Raw genomic sequence first — 17687 nt, 5'->3', positions numbered from 1 at the left:
AATCTCCTTCAGGCAGTCAACGCAGAATGTTCAGCCACCGCCCGCTCGACCCAGGTATGGGCTTGGCCGAGGTAATGGGCAGGGTCCAGCAAATGATCGAGTTCAGCGGCCGAAAGCTCGGCGGTCACTTGCGGTTCGTCGCCGAGAACCGCGCGCATGTGCCGTTGCTCAGCCACCGCACGTTTGCAGCAGAGTTCCAGCAAATGATGCGCGGTGTCGCGCCCGACCCGTTGGGCGAGGACGATGCTCACCGCTTCGGCCAGCACCAGGCCTTGGGTCAAATCGAGGTTGCCGGCCATGCGATTCGCGTCCACTTCCAGCCCCTGCGCCACCAACAAGGCTTGCTTGAGGCTGCCGGACACCAGGCAGCAAATCTCCGGCAGGGTTTCCCACTCGGCATGCCACAAGCCAAGGCTGCGTTCGTGTTCCTGCGGCATGGCGCTGAAGAGCGTCGAGAGCAAACCGGGAACCCGAGTCGCCGCACCGATCAGCACCGCAGCGCCGACCGGGTTGCGCTTGTGCGGCATGGTCGAGGAACCGCCCTTGCCCGGTGCCGACGGTTCGAACACCTCGCCCGCCTCGGTCTGCATCAACAGACTGATATCACGACCGAGTTTGCCGAGGCTGCCGGCAATCAATCCCAGCACCGAGCCGAACTCCACCAGACGATCACGTTGGCTGTGCCAAGGCTGATCCGGCAAGGTCAGTTGCAACTCGCCGGCCAGCGCTTCGGCAATCGGCATCGCTTGCGCACCGAGGGCGGCCAGGGTTCCGGAGGCACCGCCGAATTGCAGCACCAGCAAACGTGGCTTGAGTGCTTGCAAACGCTGACGGCTGCGGGTGACTGCCCCCAACCAACCGGCGATTTTCATGCCGAGGGTGACCGGTGTGGCGTGTTGCAACCAGGTGCGTCCGGCCAGCGGCGTGGCGATATAACGCTTGGCTTGAGTGGCGAGGGTGTCGCCCAATTGCGCGAGATCGCGTTCAATCAAAGCCAGTGCCTGACGTAGTTGCAGCACCAGACCAGTGTCCATCACGTCCTGGCTGGTCGCGCCCAAGTGCACATAGCGCTCGGCGTCGGCATCATTGGCCGCGATCTGTTTGCCCAACGCCTTGACCAACGGAATGGCGGAATTGCCTGCGGTGGCAATCGCCTCGCCGAGGGCGGCGAAGTCGTAATGCCCGGCCCGACACGCCGCTTCAATCGAAGCGACAGCCATTGGCGGTATCAGCCCGACACGTGCCTCGGCCCGAGCCAGCGCCGCTTCGAAATCGAGCATGGCCTGCACGCGGCCCTGATCGCAGAACACCTCACGCATATCGCGGGCAGTGAAATAGGCATCGAACAATTGATTGCCCGGTCGATCGTTCATAAACAGTCCTTGATGGCGCGGGCCGGTCACGCCCGCGCGGAAAGATCAGAGGTCGTGGTGCAAATACTTCGCCTGCTTGGGCAGACGCAAACTGAACAGGAACGCCACCGCCATCATCACCGTAACGTACCAGTAGAAGGAATTCTCCATGCCCACGGCTTTGAGGCTCAGGGCCACGTATTCCGCCGAACCACCAAAGATCGCATTCGCCACCGCGTAGGCAAGGCCAACGCCGAGGGCGCGTACTTCCGGCGGGAACATCTCGGCTTTCACCAGGCCGCTGATCGAGGTGTAGAAACTCACGATCGCCAGCGCCAGGGTAATCAGCACAAAGGCCAGGAACGGACTGCTGACACTTTTCAGGCTCAACAGAATCGGCACGGTGCACAAGGTCCCGAGGGCGCCGAACCAGAGCATCGAGTTACGCCGGCCGATCTTGTCGGCGAGCATGCCGAAGAACGGCTGCATGCACATATAAAGGAACAGCGCGCCGGTCATGATGTAGCTGGCGGTTTTGGCCTGCATGCCGGCGGTGTTCACCAGGTATTTCTGCATGTAGGTGGTGAAGGTGTAGAAAATCAGCGAGCCACCGGCGGTGTAACCGAGCACGGTGATGAACGCGGCTTTATGGTCGCGAAACAGTGCCGCGATACTGCCGGCGTCCTTGTTTTCGCGCATTTCCTTGCTGCTGGTTTCTTTCAGCGAACGGCGCAGGAACAGCGAAATCAGCGCGGCCGCCGCACCCACCACAAACGGAATCCGCCACCCGTAGGCACGCAACTCATCTTCACTGAGGAACTGTTGCAGGATCACCACCAGCGACACCGCCAGCAATTGCCCGCCAATCAGCGTCACGTACTGAAACGAAGCGAAAAAGCCGCGCTGGCCCTTGAGCGCCACTTCACTCATGTAGGTGGCGGTGGTGCCGTACTCGCCGCCCACCGACAACCCTTGAATCAAACGCGCGAGCAGCAACAGCACCGGTGCCCAGACACCGATGTCCTTGTAGGTCGGCAGGAAAGCGATCAACAACGAACCGAAGCACATCATCAGAATCGAGATCATCATCGAGTTCTTGCGCCCGTGCTTGTCCGCCACCCGGCCGAAAATCCAGCCGCCGATGGGGCGCATCAGGAACCCGGCGGCGAACACGCCCGCGGTGTTGACCAACTGCACCGTGGGGTTGTCGGAGGGAAAAAAAGCCGGGGCGAAATAGATCGCGCAAAAGGCGTAGACGTAGAAGTCGAACCATTCCACGAGGTTGCCGGACGAGGCGCCGACAATGGCGAAGATGCGCTTGCTGCGCTCTTCGCCGGTGTAGTGCTCTGTTGAAGCGCTGGTCGTTGTCATTGTTTTTCACTCAATGGGGACAATGAGAGTCTAGACATACTTCGCAACAGTCCTGTTCCCCCAGATAGATCAGCCACACAAATCCCCCAGTGGGAGAGGATCCCACAGGGGATTTGCGGTGTTCGCTTAATAGTCGAAGAACACCGTCTCGGCATCAGTGCCTTGCAGGATCACATTCCACTGGTAAACACCGGACACATCCTGCTTGGCCAGCAACGTGCTGCGGCGCTCGGCCGGTACACACTCCAGCAACGGGTCCGAGACGTTCGCCGCTTCACCCTCAAAATAAATCCGCGTCAGCAAATGCTTCACCAACCCGCGTGCGAACACCAGTACCACCAGGTGCGGCGCCTGGGTCGAGCCTTTCAGGCCTTCGACCGTGCCCGGCTTAATGGTGGTGAAACGAAAGCGCCCTTCTGCATCCACCGGCACGCGGCCAAAACCTTCAAAGTTCGGGTCCAGCGGTTTGTCCTGATCGTCTTCCGGATGGTCGTACTTGCCGGCGGCATTGGCCTGCCAGACTTCCAGCATCGCGTCATTGACGACATCGCCGTTGCCATCGATGACTTGCCCGGTAATCGCCACGCGTTGGCCCAGGGGTTGCGCAACGGTCAGGTCTTCGCGGTTCAGCCAGGTCAGGCCGATGTGGTAGTACGGCCCGACGGTGTGGGACGTGGTTGCGTTCAGCGTCATCTTATTTCTCCATCGGCGTGGCGTCGCGGCCGCGCAAGACGATGTCCCAGCGATAACCGAGGGCGTAGGAAGGGACGGTTTTTTCCAGATCGAACGTCGCAATCAAACGCTCTTTGGCGCGGGTGTCAGGCACGCAGTTGTAAATCGGGTCATAGGCCAGCAACGGGTCACCGGGGAAATACATCTGCGTGACCAGCCGCGTGAGAATGCTCGGCCCGAACAACGAAAAATGGATGTGCGCCGGGCGCCACGCGTTGTGGTGGTTGCCCCATGGATAGGCGCCGGGCTTGATGGTCTGGAATTGATACCAGCCATCGGCATCGGTCACCGTGCGGCCGGTGCCAGTGAAGTTCGGATCCAGCGGCGCGTCGTGCAGGTCGCGGGCATGGTTGTAGCGGCCGGCCGCGTTGGCCTGCCAGATCTCCACCAGAATCCCCGGCACCGGCAGACCGTTTTCATCGAGCACACGGCCGTGAATGATGATGCGCTCACCCAGTGGCTCGCCCTTGTGCTGAACGGTCAGGTCGTTGTCCTTCTCGTTGACGCGTTCGGCGCCGATGGTCGGGCCGGTGATTTCCGACAGCGAATGGGGCAGAAACACCAACGGTTTGGACGGCGAGCGAAGGTTGGTGGATTGATACGTCGGGTGCAGGTATTCCGGCTGAGTGCCTTCCTGCGGACGACGGTAACCAGGCTTGTCAGTCATTGCGCTTTCCTCTGTTCTTATTAGTCGACGCGACGTGTCAGACGCGTTCGATCGCCAGGGCCAGACCTTGGCCGACGCCCACACACATGGTCGCCAGGCCTTTCTTGCCACCGGTTTTTTCCAGCTGATGCAACGCGGTCAGTACCAGACGCGCACCGCTCATGCCCAGCGGGTGACCCAAGGCGATGGCGCCACCGTTCGGGTTGACCTGAGCCGCGTCGTCGGCAATGCCCAGTTCGCGCAGCACCGCCAAGCCTTGGCTGGCGAAGGCCTCGTTGAGTTCGATCACGTCGAAATCGCTGACCGTCACGCCGAGACGTTCGGTCAGTTTTCGCACTGCCGGGACCGGGCCGATGCCCATCACCCGTGGGGCGACGCCTGCGCTCGTCATGCCGAGCACTTTGGCGCGGGCAGTGAGGCCATGTTTTTTCACCGCTTCGGCCGAGGCCAGAATCAACGCCGCCGCACCGTCGTTGACGCCCGAAGCGTTGCCGGCGGTGACGGTTTTGTCGGGGCCGTTGACCGGTTTGAGTTTGGCCAACATCTCCAGCGTGGTGTCGCCACGAGGATGCTCATCCTGCGTTACGACCGTTTCACCCTTCTTGTGCGCAACTCGCACTTCGACGATTTCTTCAGCGAAAAATCCGGCAGCCTGCGCGGCGGCTGCGCGCTGCTGGCTGCGCAGCGCGAACGCGTCCTGATCCTCGCGGGACACTTCGTAATCGTCGGCCACGTTGTCGGCGGTTTGCGGCATCGCATCCACACCGTACTGCGCTTTCATCAACGGGTTGATGAAACGCCAGCCGATCGTGGTGTCTTCCAGCTTCATGTTGCGCGAGAACGCCGCGTCGGCCTTGCCCATCACGAACGGTGCGCGGGACATCGACTCGACGCCGCCAGCAATCGCCAGCTCCATTTCACCGCTGGCGATGGCGCGGAAAGCGGTGCCGATGGCGTCCATGCCCGACGCACACAGGCGATTGAGCGTAACGCCGGGAACACTTTCCGGCAGCCCGGCCAGCAGCAACGCCATGCGCGCCACGTTACGGTTGTCTTCGCCGGCCTGGTTGGCGCAGCCGAGGAACACTTCGTCCACTGCCGTCCAATCCACCGACGGGTTGCGCTCCATCAGCGCCTTGATCGGCACTGCCGCCAAATCGTCAGCCCGAACGGCCGACAGACCGCCGCCGAAACGGCCGATGGGGGTGCGAATGGCGTCGCAGATATAAACGTCACGCATCAGGCTTCTCCCGGTGCTTGGCCGTGGGCGGCGGCGGTGCGGGCTTCAAGATCCCGCAGCGCCTTCAATTCGACGTCGGTCGGCTCGGCGGTGTTTTCAACCGTGTCAGCGAAACGAATCGGCCAACCAGTGGCGGCGACCACTTGATCACGGGTCACGCCAGGGTGCAGCGCGGTGACCACAAATTCATGGGTGCCGGCTTCCGGTTCCATGATGCACAGATCGGTAATGATGCCGACCGGACCGGCGCCAGGCAGACCGAGACGCTTGCGCGAATCGCCGCCCTCGCCATTACCGACCGAGGTAATGAAGTCGAGCTTGTCGACGAAAGAACGCGCCGACTGCTTGAGGATGATCAATACACTTTTGGCCGAACCGGCAATCTCCGGCGCGCCACCGGCACCCGGCAGGCGAACCTTTGGCGCATGGTAATCGCCGACCACGGTGGTGTTGATGTTGCCGAAACGGTCGACTTGCGCAGCGCCGAGGAAACCGACGTCAATGCGCCCGCCCTGCAACCAATAGCGAAAAATCTCACCGGTCGGGACCACGGTGTCGGCGGTTTCCGCCAGCTCACCGTCACCAATCGACAGCGGCAATACGCTTGGCTTGGCGCCAATCGGACCCGATTCGTAGATCAGGACCACATCCGGCGACGACGTCAGGCGCGCCAGGTTGGCCGCTTTCGACGGCAGGCCGATGCCGACGAAGCACACTGAACCGTTCTTCAAACGGCGCGCGGCGGCGACAGTCATCATTTCATTGGTGGTGTAAGTCATTACTTGGCCTCCGAAGCAGCGGCCAGCTTGGCCTGGAACTCGCTGAAGTCAGCGCAGCCGTGGATGTATTCGTTGATCCACGCGGTGAAGGTTTCACGGTCCCGGGCAATCGGGTCCCAGGCTTGGTAGAAGCGGTTGTCACGCTCGTTGTAACCATGGGCGTAGGACGGATGCGCGCCGCCAGGGACGAGGCAAACCGCGCTCAAGGCCCAGGTTGGCAGGACGCAGGCGTTCATCGGTGCATGGAGGTCGTCGACGATTTCTTCGACGGTGACGATGCAACGCTTGGCGGCCAGCGCGGCTTCTTTCTGCACACCGAGGATGCCCCACAGCAACACATTGCCTTTGCGGTCGGCTTTCTGCGCGTGGATCACCGTGATGTCCGGTCGCACCGATGGCACGGCTGCCAGCACTTCACCGGTGAATGGGCAGGTGACGGTTTTGATCAGAGGATTGACCTTAGGCAAGTCGGAACCGGCGTAGGCCCGCAGCACCGCGAACGGCAGGCCGGAGGCGCCAGCGACGTAGGCATTGGCCAAGTCGGCGTGGCTATGCTCTTCAATCTCCAGCGGATGCGGCCACTGCTTCTCGACCGCATCACGCAGACGATGCAGCGAACCCACGCCAGGGTTGCCGCCCCAGGAGAAAATCAATTTGCGGGCACAACCGGCGCCGATCAACTGATCGTAGATCAGGTCCGGGGTCATGCGCACCAGCGTCAGGTCTTTCTTGCCCTGACGAATGATTTCATGACCCGCCGCCGTAGGGATCAGATGAGTAAAGCCTTCGAGCGCGACCGTATCGCCGTCGTTTACGAATTGCTTCACCGCGTCGTGCAGCGAAAGGATTTCAGCCATGGGGGCAGGCTCCCGTTTTGTGATCAACCGACAGTGGAAGAAAAAGGCGCGATGCGCAGCGCCGGAATGACTGAAGGTTATGCCTGTGCAAAACACCAAACAATCCGATAATCGACTAAGCGTTCGTTTATCGAACAGATTGTTGGCTGCCTATCGATGATCAAGAGCTTCGCGAGCAAGCCGAAATTCCAGATCAGTCCCTCAAGTCGCATCCGCATGACTGACCATGCCCTTGATCACCACCGCCGTGGTCGCCAACGCCGCCGGGATCACCAGTGCCGTCAGCACCTGCTCAAAATTCCAGCCCAGCCCGAGCAGCGTCGCGCCCATCCATGCCCCGAGAATCGCGCCAAAGCGGCCAATTCCGAGCATCCACGAAACCCCGGTCGCCCGCCCTTGTGTCGGATAAAACCGCGCCGCCAAGGAAGGCATCGCCGATTGCGCACCGTTGACGCACATTCCCGCTACCAGCACCAACGTCGCCAACAGCGTGATGTTGCCCAGGCTCTGCCCCACCGCGTAGGCAAACACCCCGGCCAGCAGGTAGAAAATGCCGATGACTTTGTGCGGATTGAACCGATCCATTGCCCAGCCCACCCCTACCGCACTCAACACCCCGCCAAACTGGAACAGTGCGCCAATGAACGCGGCCTGCTCCATGCTCGCGCCGCTGTCGCGCATCAGCGTTGGCAGCCAACTGGTCAGCAGGTACACGATCACCAGGCCCATGAAGTAAGTCAGCCACAGCAGCAACGTGCCGGTGCTGTAGGTGCCGGAGAAGATCACCGCGAACACGTTGCGGGCCTTCACGGTTTTCTGTTCCGGCACGCTGAAGCTGGAAGCCTGGGCGACGATGGTGGGGTCGATGGGCGCCAGGGTCTTGCGCACTTTGTCGGTGCCACGGTTGCGCACCACAAGGTAGCGCGCCGATTCCGGCAGCCAGAACAGCAGGACGACCGAGAGGATCAGCGGCAGAATCCCGCCGATCAGCAGCAAACTGTGCCAACCGAACGCCGGGATCAGCTTGGCGGAGATGAACCCACCACCGGCCATGCCGAGGTTGAAGCCGCAGAACATGCTGGTCACCAGCAAGGACTTCTTGCGCTCCGGGGTGTATTCCGACAGCAGCGTGGTGGCGTTCGGCATGCCGGCGCCGAGGCCCAGGCCGGTGAGGAAACGCAGCACCAGCAATTGATCGACAGTGGTGCTGTAGGCCGAGGCCAGACTGAAGGCGCCAAACAACAACACCGCGCCAACCAGCACGACTTTGCGCCCGAAGCGGTCAGCCAACGGGCCGGAACCCAGCGCGCCGAAGACCATGCCGATCAATGCGGCACTCATTACCGGGCCGAGACTGGCGCGGTCGATCCCCCAATCCTGCGACAACGCAGGCGCAATAAAACCCATGGCCGCAGTGTCGAGGCCATCGAGGAAGACAATCAGGAAACACAGGATCACCACTCGCCACTGATAGCGCGAAATGGGTTGAGCATTGATGAAGGACTGCACATCGAGGCAGTTACCTACAGCAGACTGGGGCTGGTTCATTATTTTTATTCCACGCAAGAACGCAGTCGGACAGGTGCCAGCCTGAGCTGGCGCTGCCGCGACAGTAATGATCCAAGGGAAAGAGCGTCAATTCGATAAACGCAAGTCTGTGCGTTTATCGAACAGCTTAGACAGAAGCTTAGGCGAAGAGCTGTGCGCTGAGGTCGCGACTGGCACTGAGCAATCCGGGCAGGAAGCGTTGTTCCAGTTCGTTGCGACTGACACGGCCGGCGTGGGTGCTGACGTTCAAGGCGGCCACCACCTGACCGGACGCGTCATACACCGGCACGGCAATCGAGCGCAGGCCCTGTTCCAGTTCCTGATCGACGATGCACCAACCTTGTTGCCGCACCTCTTGCAGGCATTCGAGCAATGCCTCGGGTGTGTGCAGGGTGCGGCTGGTCTTGGCTTGCAACTCCGCGTGGTCGAGGTATTCACGTAACGACGTGTCATCCAGCGCGGCGAGAAGTATCCGGCCCATTGACGTGCAATAGGCCGGCAGGCGACCACCGACTGAGAGGTCGACTGAAATCAGACGCTGAGTGGTTGCCGAGCGTGCGATGTACAAAATGTCATCGCCTTCGAGCGTGGCCATGTTGCAGGCTTCGTGCAGTTGCTCACTCATGCGGTCCAGGTAGGGCTGGGCCGACACCGCCAGGGGCGTCGACGACAGATAGGCGTGGCCCAGGGTCAACACCTTGGGCAGCAGCGAATAGGTGCGGCCGTCGGTGGTGGCGTAGCCGAGTTTGATCAAGGTGTGCAGGCAACGGCGCACGGCGGCGCGGGGAATTTCCGTGCGGTGGCTGATCTGGGCAATCGTCAGGTGGCGTTTGCGCTCTTGAAACGCTTGCACCACTGCCAGGCCACGGGCCAGGGATGTCATGAAATCAGGGTCGCCGGTCAGGGCCTGGATTCGCTTCGCGGGGGAGGCGACAATCGGCGGCGCCACAGAGGTGAAAGAGTTGCGCATTTGATCGTTCATGACAGGTCTTTTCCTAGGCGGATCAGCGGCTATTACACGCGGCCCCTGCTTCTGCATACAAGATAGGGATCGCCAAGATTGGGCGATTATCGGACGACAGACCGATAATCGCAATCGATGCCACGTGACGCCTGATGCGACTCACGCCATCAACCATCGGTTTTTATTTTTGTCTGGACGACTTCTTAAAGGACAAAGTAATGGGCGTAAGTTGTTCGACTTAATGGCGCCAGAAAGACATCACTGCACAATGACATCATCGGCATCCTAGTTGCCGTTAACACTTGTCAGTAACAAAACAATCACACATGACGAACTACTTTTAACGCCTCGGTGATAGTGTTCTTCGAATCGACCGCTATAATGCAATTCAGTGGCGAAACGGTTGGGTATCCACCGACGCTGTCACTTGGCAGCGCGATGTTCCATCGTCGCTGCCCGCAGCAAGCGCCTGACGCTCATTTCATATGCGCCGCCAATGCGCTCGCTGAAACAGAAACCTGATGCTGCGTCAGCTGTTTTTCTCTGGTGTCGTGGCCGCCTGCAACATGGAAGTATTGTTCACAAGCCGTCAAAAGGTTGCCTGCTCAGGCATTACCCTTCTACGTGCGTGGTCAATCGACTCGATGCAGCGCGTTTCACCGGAAATTATCTCAACTTATACAGGTAGCACTGTGACGAAAGACGAACTGCGCGCGGAACTTGAGCGCCAGGAACAACGTTACAAGGAAGTTTACGGCGGGGAAGTCACCACCTACGCCGCCCAGCCCGAACCGGAACGTAAACCCTGGCGTAAACGCGCCACCGTTCAGGATCAGGCATTCACTCAGGAATTGCAGAAGATGGAGAAGGAACTCAAAGCCGAAGAGCCGTGACCGCGTCGGCCGAATTCTTTCAAGGGCTGCTTCTGCTCCCGTTAAAAGCGGGTGGCATTGACGAGGCCTTTCGCGCCCGCTACAAGCGGGCAGTGGCCACCTCACCCTTCGGATGAGGCAAATGGCTCGTTTCTGATCCGCTTCTCAGATATTTCACACAAGCGTTCAAGCCTCTCGACTACACGAGAAAAACCCTTGTGCCTGCTGACTTTCCGAGCAAATTCAACAGGTTACAAAACCCGGTAAAACGCTGGGAGATTGGCGTTCGTCACAAACTAATTCGTTGAAGAATGTTACCGATGAGCAGCAAGTGCATTGATTAGCAGTCTTTTCTGGCATAATCGCGCCCCCTTATGACCGGGTCAGAAAACCTTCATGATCGATTTATTCAGCGGACTTGATGCTTGGGTGCTTGTGAGCCTCTTGCTCGCCCTGGCCTTTGTCCTCGCCTTCGAGTTCATCAACGGCTTTCATGACACCGCAAACGCGGTGGCCACCGTTATCTACACCAAAGCCATGCCGCCCCATCTGGCGGTGTTCTTTTCCGGTGTGTTCAACTTTCTCGGCGTGCTGCTGGGCGGTGTTGGCGTGGCATATGCCATCGTCCACCTGCTGCCGGTAGAACTGCTGATCAACGTGAACACCGGTCACGGACTGGCCATGGTGTTCTCGCTGCTCGCTGCCGCCATCACCTGGAACCTGGGCACCTGGTACTTCGGTATCCCGGCCTCCAGCTCCCACACGCTGATCGGTTCGATCCTCGGTGTCGGCCTGGCCAACGCGTTGATCAACGACATTCCGTTGGCCGATGGCGTGAACTGGCAGAAGGCGATCGACATCGGTGCCTCCCTGGTGTTCTCGCCAATGGCCGGCTTCCTTGTCGCGGCGTTGGTGTTGATCGGCCTTAAATGGTGGCGTCCACTGTCCAAGATGCACAAGACACCGGATCAGCGCCGCAAGCTCGATGACAAGAAGCACCCACCGTTCTGGAACCGTCTGGTCCTGGTGATCTCGGCCATGGCCGTGAGCTTCGTGCACGGTTCCAACGACGGCCAGAAAGGTATCGGCCTGATCATGCTGGTGCTGATCGGGATCGTGCCGGCACAGTTCGTCCTTGACCTGGGCAGCACGACGTACCAGATCGAACGGACCCGCGATGCGACCCTGCACCTGAGCCAGTTCTATAAGCGCAACGCCGACACTCTGGGTGAATACCTGGCACTGGGCAAAAGCATCGAAGGTGATCTGCCGGAGAAATTCCGTTGCAACCCGCAACAGACCGAACCGACCATTACCGCCCTGCTCGGCACCCTTAAAGGCGTGTCGGACTACCACTCCTTGTCGTCGGACAGCCGCATCGAAGTGCGTCGCTACCTGCTCTGCCTGGATGACACAGCGAAGAAAGTCGGCAAGTTGCCTGGCCTCAATGCCCGTGAAAAGGCCGACCTGGACAAACTGCGCAAAGACCTGACGACCACCACCGAATACGCGCCGTTCTGGGTGATTCTGGCGGTTGCCCTGGCACTGGGCCTGGGCACCATGGTGGGCTGGAAACGTGTGGTACTGACCATCGGCGAGAAGATCGGCAAGCAAGGCATGACTTACGCACAAGGCATGTCGGCGCAGATCACCACCGCGTGCATGATCGGTCTGGCCAACATCTTCAGCCTGCCGGTCTCCACCACCCACGTGCTGTCCTCGGGCGTGGCCGGGACTATGGTCGCGAACAAAAGCGGCCTGCAAGGCGGCACGGTGAAAACCATCTTGCTGGCCTGGGTCCTGACCCTGCCGGCGACGGTGGGCCTGTCGGCCGGCCTGTTCTGGCTGGCGTCGAAGGCACTGGGTAGCTGATACATCGCCGAGTAATGAGAAAGCCCGACCATTGAGTCGGGCTTTTTTGTGGGGGCAATTTCTAATTCAGCGGGAGATCACTTCTACAAGGGTTTTGTATTGCCAAATCTAAATTGCAGGCAAAAAAAAGGTTCTTCACGGAATCCCGGGAAACACAGAAACAAGAACGCCGATTTGATTGATGATGTTCGTGCGAGCAAACACATCTAACAAACCGGCGTTCTTATGCGCGATATTAATACTTTCCTTCCTTTTTGGGAGGGCTTTTCTGTCGTCACCATCAAGCCTGATGGCGATGCCCTACAGATCGATCTGACTCCTCACGCCACTCGATTTCCTTCCTGTGGCGGCTGCCAAAAAATCTGTTCAACCACGCATGAGTATTGCGAGCGAGTCATTCGTGATTTGCCCATTCTCGGTCGTGCGGTGCGCCTGAGCGTTTTGCTCCGGCGCGTTGATTGCCGCGATTGCGGCAAACGCATGGAGGCCGTCAGTTGGCTGGATCGCTATGCCCGTATGACACGTCGTCTGGCAGAGGCGGTCATTCAAGCCTGTGAACGCCTTCCCACGTTGCACGTGGCGCAGATGTTTGGGCTGCATTGGGAGACCGTTCGGTTGCTGGAGCGTCGAGCCTTGCAAGCAGCATTGAGCATTTTGCCAAAGGCGCAACCGAGACGTTTGGTGATGGACGAGTTCGCACTGTTCAAAGGTCATCGTTATGCCAGCGTTGTCCTGGATGCGGATACACGGCGGGTGCTGTGGATCGGCGAAGGCCGCAGCCGGGCGGCGGTCAGGCCATTTTTCGAAGAGCTGGGGCCAGAGGGTTGCGCTCGCATCGAAGCGGTGGCGATGGACATGAATACCGCTTTTGATCTGGAGGTTCGTCAGCACTGCCCGCAAGCACGCGTGGTCTACGACCTGTTCCATGTGGTGGCCAAATATGGCCGAGAGGTGATTGATCGGGTGCGCGTCGACGAAGCCAATCGACTGCGTCATGACAAACCGGCCCGAAAGGTCATCAAGCAGGCGCGATGGCTGCTTCTGCGTAATCCGCAGAACCTGAAAACACCGGAACAACAGGTTCGCCTGGGGGATCTGCTGGCGGCTAACCAGGCATTGATGACGGTCTATTTAATGAAGGCCGAACTCAAAACGCTCTGGACGCCGAGTACTGCCTGGAGCTGGAGATCGGCATGGAAGCAATGGCTGCGCCATGCTCATGAAAGCGAAATACCTGCTCTGATCCAGTTTGCCAAACGGCTAAAGGCTTACTGGCGGGGCATCGTGAGCCGGGTTCGCTGGCCGATGCACACCGGTCAGTTGGAAGGAATAAACAATCGAATAAAGGTCATAAAGCGGATGGCTTACGGTTACCGGGATAGCGAGTTCTTCTTTATGAAGATCAAGAGCGTCTTTCCCGGTAATCCGTGATGAACCAAAAAAAAGGGCAACCGAAGTTGCCCAAAATGCCTTGCGTGCTCGTTACATCCGGAAAGAACTACGGTTTGCGCTTGTGCGAATCCTTCCAGATAAAAAATCCAAACCCTGCGAAAAACATAACCATGAGGCTGACAGTCAGCACTCCGGCGATCACCACGTTGTCGAAAAACATGACTGGCCTCCTGGGCTTGCCCTGTTGCGATAGGGCTAAGTTAACCAAACAGGCAGAACAGAAAATTGACCTGGATCAATGTCGCCCGAGACTGGGCATAAAGGCGGGGGAATAACTGACCTGCATCAACAGATGCAGGGGTTTCAACGCTTTTTCGGTTTGTTCTTCGGTTTCTTCTTGGCTTTGCCTAATGGCATCGCCTGCTCGAACGCCTGACGAACTTCATTCAGACGTTTTTCATTAAGGTCGTGAACCCGCTTGGCGCGTTCAGAGTTGAGATCAATCAGCTTATCGTCTTGGCTCATGGTGCTCAGTGCATCGTTTGACGGGTATATCGCAATAATGCGGTCTGACCCGCCACAACTCAAATCTGAATATCGACCCACAAGCCCTGACGTGGCTGATCTTCCATCAGCGGCGCCACTGGCACGGTGTTGTCGGCATTCAGTTCGTCGCCGGGAATCGCCAGGTGCTCTTCAGGGTCTTGATCGGCTTCGCGACGGCGACGGTCCCGCTCGAGCTTGCGGCGTTGTTCCTCGCGCAGCTGAAAAGCCGCTTCTTCGGGATCGCGCTGCTGCAGGTCGATCGTGCTTTCGTTCGAGCTTTCCTGCACCGGCACCACTGGCGGAATATCCGGGCGCTGGCGAATCGGATCGTGCTGTGAGGTGATCGGCACGGCACTCAAGGGGAGCATCGGTAGCAGCATAATTTTTAGTCTCCTGTCAGCAGGCTGTCGGCTGCGGTGATGGCGACTTGAGCCATCGGTCGCAAACTGTGACCCGTTTGGCACGATTAGGTGCCCTGGCCGGCGAGCGCGACCTCATTGGGCTAACGTAAGACTGCGAGTTTTTATGAGAGTCCTTTGGCCCTGAGGGCCTCCTTCCGTTAAGATAGCCCGCTTTTTCAAGGTGGGAGTCAGGCAGCATGGCGCAGCAGTATCAACCGGGGCAACGCTGGATCAGTGACAGCGAAGCCGAGCTGGGTTTAGGCACCGTTCTGGCACAGGACGGCCGCTTGTTGACCGTGCTCTACCCGGCCACTGGCGAGACTCGCCAGTACGCGCTACGGAATGCGCCCCTCACCCGCGTGCGTTTTTCGCCCGGCGACTCGATCACTCACTTCGAAGGCTGGAAATTGACGGTCCAGGAAGTCGACGACGTCGATGGCCTGCTGGTCTACCACGGCCTCAACGCGCAGAACGAAAGCGTCACGCTGCCGGAAACCCAGCTGTCGAACTTCATTCAGTTCCGTCTGGCCAGCGACCGTTTGTTCGCCGGGCAGATCGATCCACTGGCCTGGTTCTCCCTGCGTTACAACACCCTGGAACACACCAGCCGCCAGTTGCAGTCCGCACTGTGGGGCCTCGGTGGCGTCCGTGCGCAACCCATCGCGCACCAGTTGCACATCGCCCGCGAAGTCGCCGACCGTATTGCGCCGCGCGTTCTGCTGGCGGACGAAGTAGGCCTGGGTAAAACCATCGAAGCCGGTCTGGTGATCCATCGCCAACTGCTCTCGGGCCGCGCCAACCGCGTGCTGATCCTGGTTCCCGAGAACCTGCAGCACCAGTGGCTGGTCGAGATGCGCCGCCGCTTCAACCTGCAAGTTGCGCTGTTCGACGAAGAACGCTTCATCGAAAGCGATGCGACCAACCCGTTCGAAGACACCCAGCTTGCACTGGTTGCACTGGAGTGGCTGGTCGAAGACGAGAAAGCCCAGGACGCGCTGTTTGCTGCCGGCTGGGACTTGATGGTCGTCGACGAAGCCCACCACCTGGTGTGGCACGAAGACAAGGCCAGCCCGGAATACACCCTGGTCGAACAACTCGCCGAGACCATCCCCGGCGTACTGCTGCTGACCGCGACTCCGGAACAGCTTGGCCAGGACAGCCACTTCGCCCGTCTGCGCCTGCTCGACCCAAACCGTTTCCATGACCTGGCCGCTTTTCGCGCCGAGAGCGAAAACTATCGCCCGGTGGCCGAAGCCGTTCAGGAGCTGCTGGACAAGGGGCGCCTGTCGCCTGAAGCACACAAGACCATTCACGGTTTCCTCGGCAACGAAGGCGAAGCCCTGCTGACCGCCGTGAACGATGGCGACACCGAAGCCAGCGCCCGTCTGGTGCGCGAACTGCTGGACCGCCACGGCACTGGCCGCGTGCTGTTCCGCAACACCCGCGCCGCCGTGCAGGGTTTCCCGGAGCGCAAACTGCACCCGTACCCGCTGCCATGCCCGGACGAATACCTCGAACTGCCACTCGGCGATCACGCCGAGTTGTACCCCGAAGTCAGCTTCCAGGCCCAGCCGGACGCCAACGAAGAGGAACGCTGGTGGAAATTCGACCCGCGCGTCGAGTGGCTGATCGACACCCTGAAGATGCTCAAACGCACCAAAGTGCTGGTGATCTGCGCCCACGCCGAAACTGCCATGGACCTGGAAGACGCCCTGCGCGTGCGTTCCGGCATCCCGGCCACGGTGTTCCACGAAGGCATGAACATCCTCGAACGTGACCGCGCCGCCGCTTACTTCGCCGATGAGGAATTCGGAGCACAAGTGCTGATCTGCTCGGAAATCGGCAGTGAAGGTCGCAACTTCCAGTTCTCGCACCACCTGGTGCTGTTCGATCTGCCGGCACACCCGGACCTGCTGGAGCAGCGTATCGGGCGTCTGGACCGGATCGGCCAGAAGCACATCATCGAGTTGCACGTGCCGTACCTGGAAACCAGCCCGCAAGCGCGTCTGTTCCAGTGGTACCACGAAGCGCTGAACGCGTTCCTCAACACCTGCCCGACCGGCAACGCCCTGCAGCATCAGTTCGGCCCGCGCCTGCTGCCGCTGCTGGAAGAGGCCGACGACGGCGAGTGGCAAGCGCTGATTGACGAAGCCCGCACCGAGCGTGAGCGCCTGGAAGCCGACTTGCACACCGGTCGTGACCGCTTGCTGGAACTCAATTCCGGCGGCGCTGGCGAAGGCGATGCGCTGGTCGAAGACATCCTTGAGCAAGACGATCAGTTCACCTTGCCGATCTACATGGAAACCCTGTTCGACGCCTTCGGCATCGACAGCGAAGACCATTCGGAAAACGCCCTGATCCTCAAGCCGAGCGAAAAAATGCTCGACGCCAGCTTCCCGCTGGGTGACGACGAAGGCGTGACCATCACCTACGACCGCAACCAGGCGCTGTCTCGCGAAGACATGCAGTTCATCACCTGGGAACACCCGATGGTTCAGGGCGGCATGGACCTGGTCCTGTCCGGCTCGATGGGTAACACCGCGGTTGCACTGATCAAGAACAAGGCGCTCAAGCCTGGCACCGTGTTGCTGGAACTGCTCTACGTCAGCGAAGTGGTTGCCCCGCGCTCGCTGCAACTGGGCCGTTACCTGCCGCCGGCCGCCCTGCGCTGCCTGCTCGATGCCAACGGTAATGACCTGTCCGCCCGCGTGTCGTTCGAGACCTTGAACGATCAGCTGGAAAGCGTCCCGCGTGCCAGCGCCAACAAGTTCATCCAGGCTCAGCGTGATCAGCTGACGCCACGGATCAACGCCGGCGAAGAGAAAATCCTGCCGCGTCATGCCGAGCGTGTGGCCGAGGCGCAGCGTCGTCTGGCGGCGGATACCGACGAAGAACTGGCGCGACTCACAGCGTTGCAAGCCGTGAACCCGACCGTGCGCGACAGCGAACTGGTTGCGCTGCGCAAACAGCGCGAGCAAGGGCTGGCCATGCTTGAAAAGGCTGCGTTGCGACTGGAAGCGATTCGGGTGTTGGTGGCGGGTTAAGCCCCCTGCTCTATCCGGCTAAATAAAGAAGGCCTGCAGTGATGCAGGCC

16 protein-coding genes are annotated in these 17687 nt (G+C 59.9%); 4 read left to right on the top strand and 12 right to left on the bottom strand.

The window, feature by feature from the left end:
- Positions 1–8: 8 nt before the first annotated feature.
- From NL116_RS07000 to pcaR, 9 genes are all read right to left on the bottom strand, one after another.
- A complete protein-coding gene (locus NL116_RS07000) occupies positions 9–1373 on the bottom strand; it encodes a 3-carboxy-cis,cis-muconate cycloisomerase (RefSeq protein ID WP_494376553.1) in 1365 nt (454 codons plus the stop codon).
- A 45-nt stretch (positions 1374–1418) separates the two neighbouring features.
- A complete protein-coding gene (locus NL116_RS06995) occupies positions 1419–2723 on the bottom strand; it encodes an MFS family transporter (protein WP_494376552.1) in 1305 nt (434 codons plus the stop codon).
- A gap of 126 nt (positions 2724–2849) precedes the next feature.
- A complete protein-coding gene (gene pcaG / locus NL116_RS06990; RefSeq protein WP_494376551.1) occupies positions 2850–3416 on the bottom strand; it encodes a protocatechuate 3,4-dioxygenase subunit alpha in 567 nt (188 codons plus the stop codon).
- A 1-nt stretch (position 3417) separates the two neighbouring features.
- Positions 3418–4122 carry a protocatechuate 3,4-dioxygenase subunit beta gene (pcaH, locus tag NL116_RS06985; RefSeq protein ID WP_027925612.1) on the bottom strand — a complete coding sequence of 235 codons (705 nt, stop codon included), beginning with the start codon at positions 4120–4122 and terminating at the stop codon, positions 3418–3420.
- 37 nt (positions 4123–4159) lie between these two features.
- Complete coding sequence (pcaF, locus tag NL116_RS06980) at positions 4160–5365, bottom strand: 3-oxoadipyl-CoA thiolase (protein WP_494378017.1); 1206 nt, start codon at positions 5363–5365, stop codon at positions 4160–4162.
- Entirely contained in the window at positions 5362–6141 is a 780-nt protein-coding gene (locus tag NL116_RS06975; RefSeq protein ID WP_494376550.1) for a CoA-transferase subunit beta, read from the bottom strand. The genes pcaF and NL116_RS06975 overlap by 4 nt, the downstream gene beginning before the upstream one ends.
- Positions 6141–6998 carry a CoA transferase subunit A gene (locus NL116_RS06970; protein WP_494376549.1) on the bottom strand — a complete coding sequence of 286 codons (858 nt, stop codon included), beginning with the start codon at positions 6996–6998 and terminating at the stop codon, positions 6141–6143. The genes NL116_RS06975 and NL116_RS06970 overlap by 1 nt, the downstream gene beginning before the upstream one ends.
- A gap of 201 nt (positions 6999–7199) precedes the next feature.
- Positions 7200–8546 (bottom strand): 4-hydroxybenzoate transporter PcaK, encoded by a 1347-nt coding sequence (pcaK, locus tag NL116_RS06965; RefSeq protein WP_494376548.1) that lies wholly within the window; start codon positions 8544–8546, stop codon positions 7200–7202.
- A 139-nt stretch (positions 8547–8685) separates the two neighbouring features.
- Positions 8686–9528 (bottom strand): pca regulon transcriptional regulator PcaR, encoded by an 843-nt coding sequence (pcaR, locus tag NL116_RS06960; RefSeq protein ID WP_027925617.1) that lies wholly within the window; start codon positions 9526–9528, stop codon positions 8686–8688.
- A 674-nt stretch (positions 9529–10202) separates the two neighbouring features.
- Here pcaR and NL116_RS06955 point away from each other — a divergent pair.
- The 3 genes from NL116_RS06955 to NL116_RS06945 all read left to right on the top strand — a co-directional run bounded on the left by NL116_RS06955 (position 10203) and on the right by NL116_RS06945 (position 13685).
- The gene (locus NL116_RS06955) at positions 10203–10403 is read left to right on the top strand and encodes a hypothetical protein (RefSeq protein ID WP_007935837.1); all 201 of its coding nucleotides are present in this window, start codon (positions 10203–10205) and stop codon (positions 10401–10403) included.
- Positions 10404–10778: 375 nt separating this feature from the next.
- Complete coding sequence (locus tag NL116_RS06950; RefSeq protein WP_027925618.1) at positions 10779–12254, top strand: inorganic phosphate transporter; 1476 nt, start codon at positions 10779–10781, stop codon at positions 12252–12254.
- 225 nt (positions 12255–12479) lie between these two features.
- Positions 12480–13685: an ISL3 family transposase gene (locus NL116_RS06945; RefSeq protein ID WP_494373355.1), complete on the top strand. Its 1206-nt coding sequence runs from the start codon at positions 12480–12482 to the stop codon at positions 13683–13685.
- Positions 13686–13752: 67 nt separating this feature from the next.
- On the opposite strand, the gene ccoM is transcribed toward NL116_RS06945, so the two are convergent.
- The 3 genes from ccoM to NL116_RS06930 form a co-directional block, all read right to left on the bottom strand.
- Positions 13753–13866: a cytochrome c oxidase subunit CcoM gene (gene ccoM, locus NL116_RS06940; RefSeq protein WP_027925619.1), complete on the bottom strand. Its 114-nt coding sequence runs from the start codon at positions 13864–13866 to the stop codon at positions 13753–13755.
- 143 nt (positions 13867–14009) lie between these two features.
- Positions 14010–14171, bottom strand: coding sequence for a hypothetical protein (locus NL116_RS06935; RefSeq protein WP_007935839.1), 162 nt, complete (start codon positions 14169–14171; stop codon positions 14010–14012).
- A gap of 59 nt (positions 14172–14230) precedes the next feature.
- Entirely contained in the window at positions 14231–14572 is a 342-nt protein-coding gene (locus tag NL116_RS06930) for an aspartate-semialdehyde dehydrogenase (RefSeq protein WP_494376547.1), read from the bottom strand.
- 218 nt (positions 14573–14790) lie between these two features.
- Here NL116_RS06930 and rapA point away from each other — a divergent pair, with 218 nt between their 5' ends.
- Complete coding sequence (rapA, locus tag NL116_RS06925) at positions 14791–17637, top strand: RNA polymerase-associated protein RapA (protein WP_494376546.1); 2847 nt, start codon at positions 14791–14793, stop codon at positions 17635–17637.
- The last annotated feature ends 50 nt before the right edge of the window (positions 17638–17687 follow it).

The sequence above is a fragment of the Pseudomonas sp. FBCC-B1667 genome (genome assembly GCF_059133255.1).
Note: the sequence above shows the minus strand (reverse complement) of the source record. Positions and strands in the feature narration are given on the sequence as shown.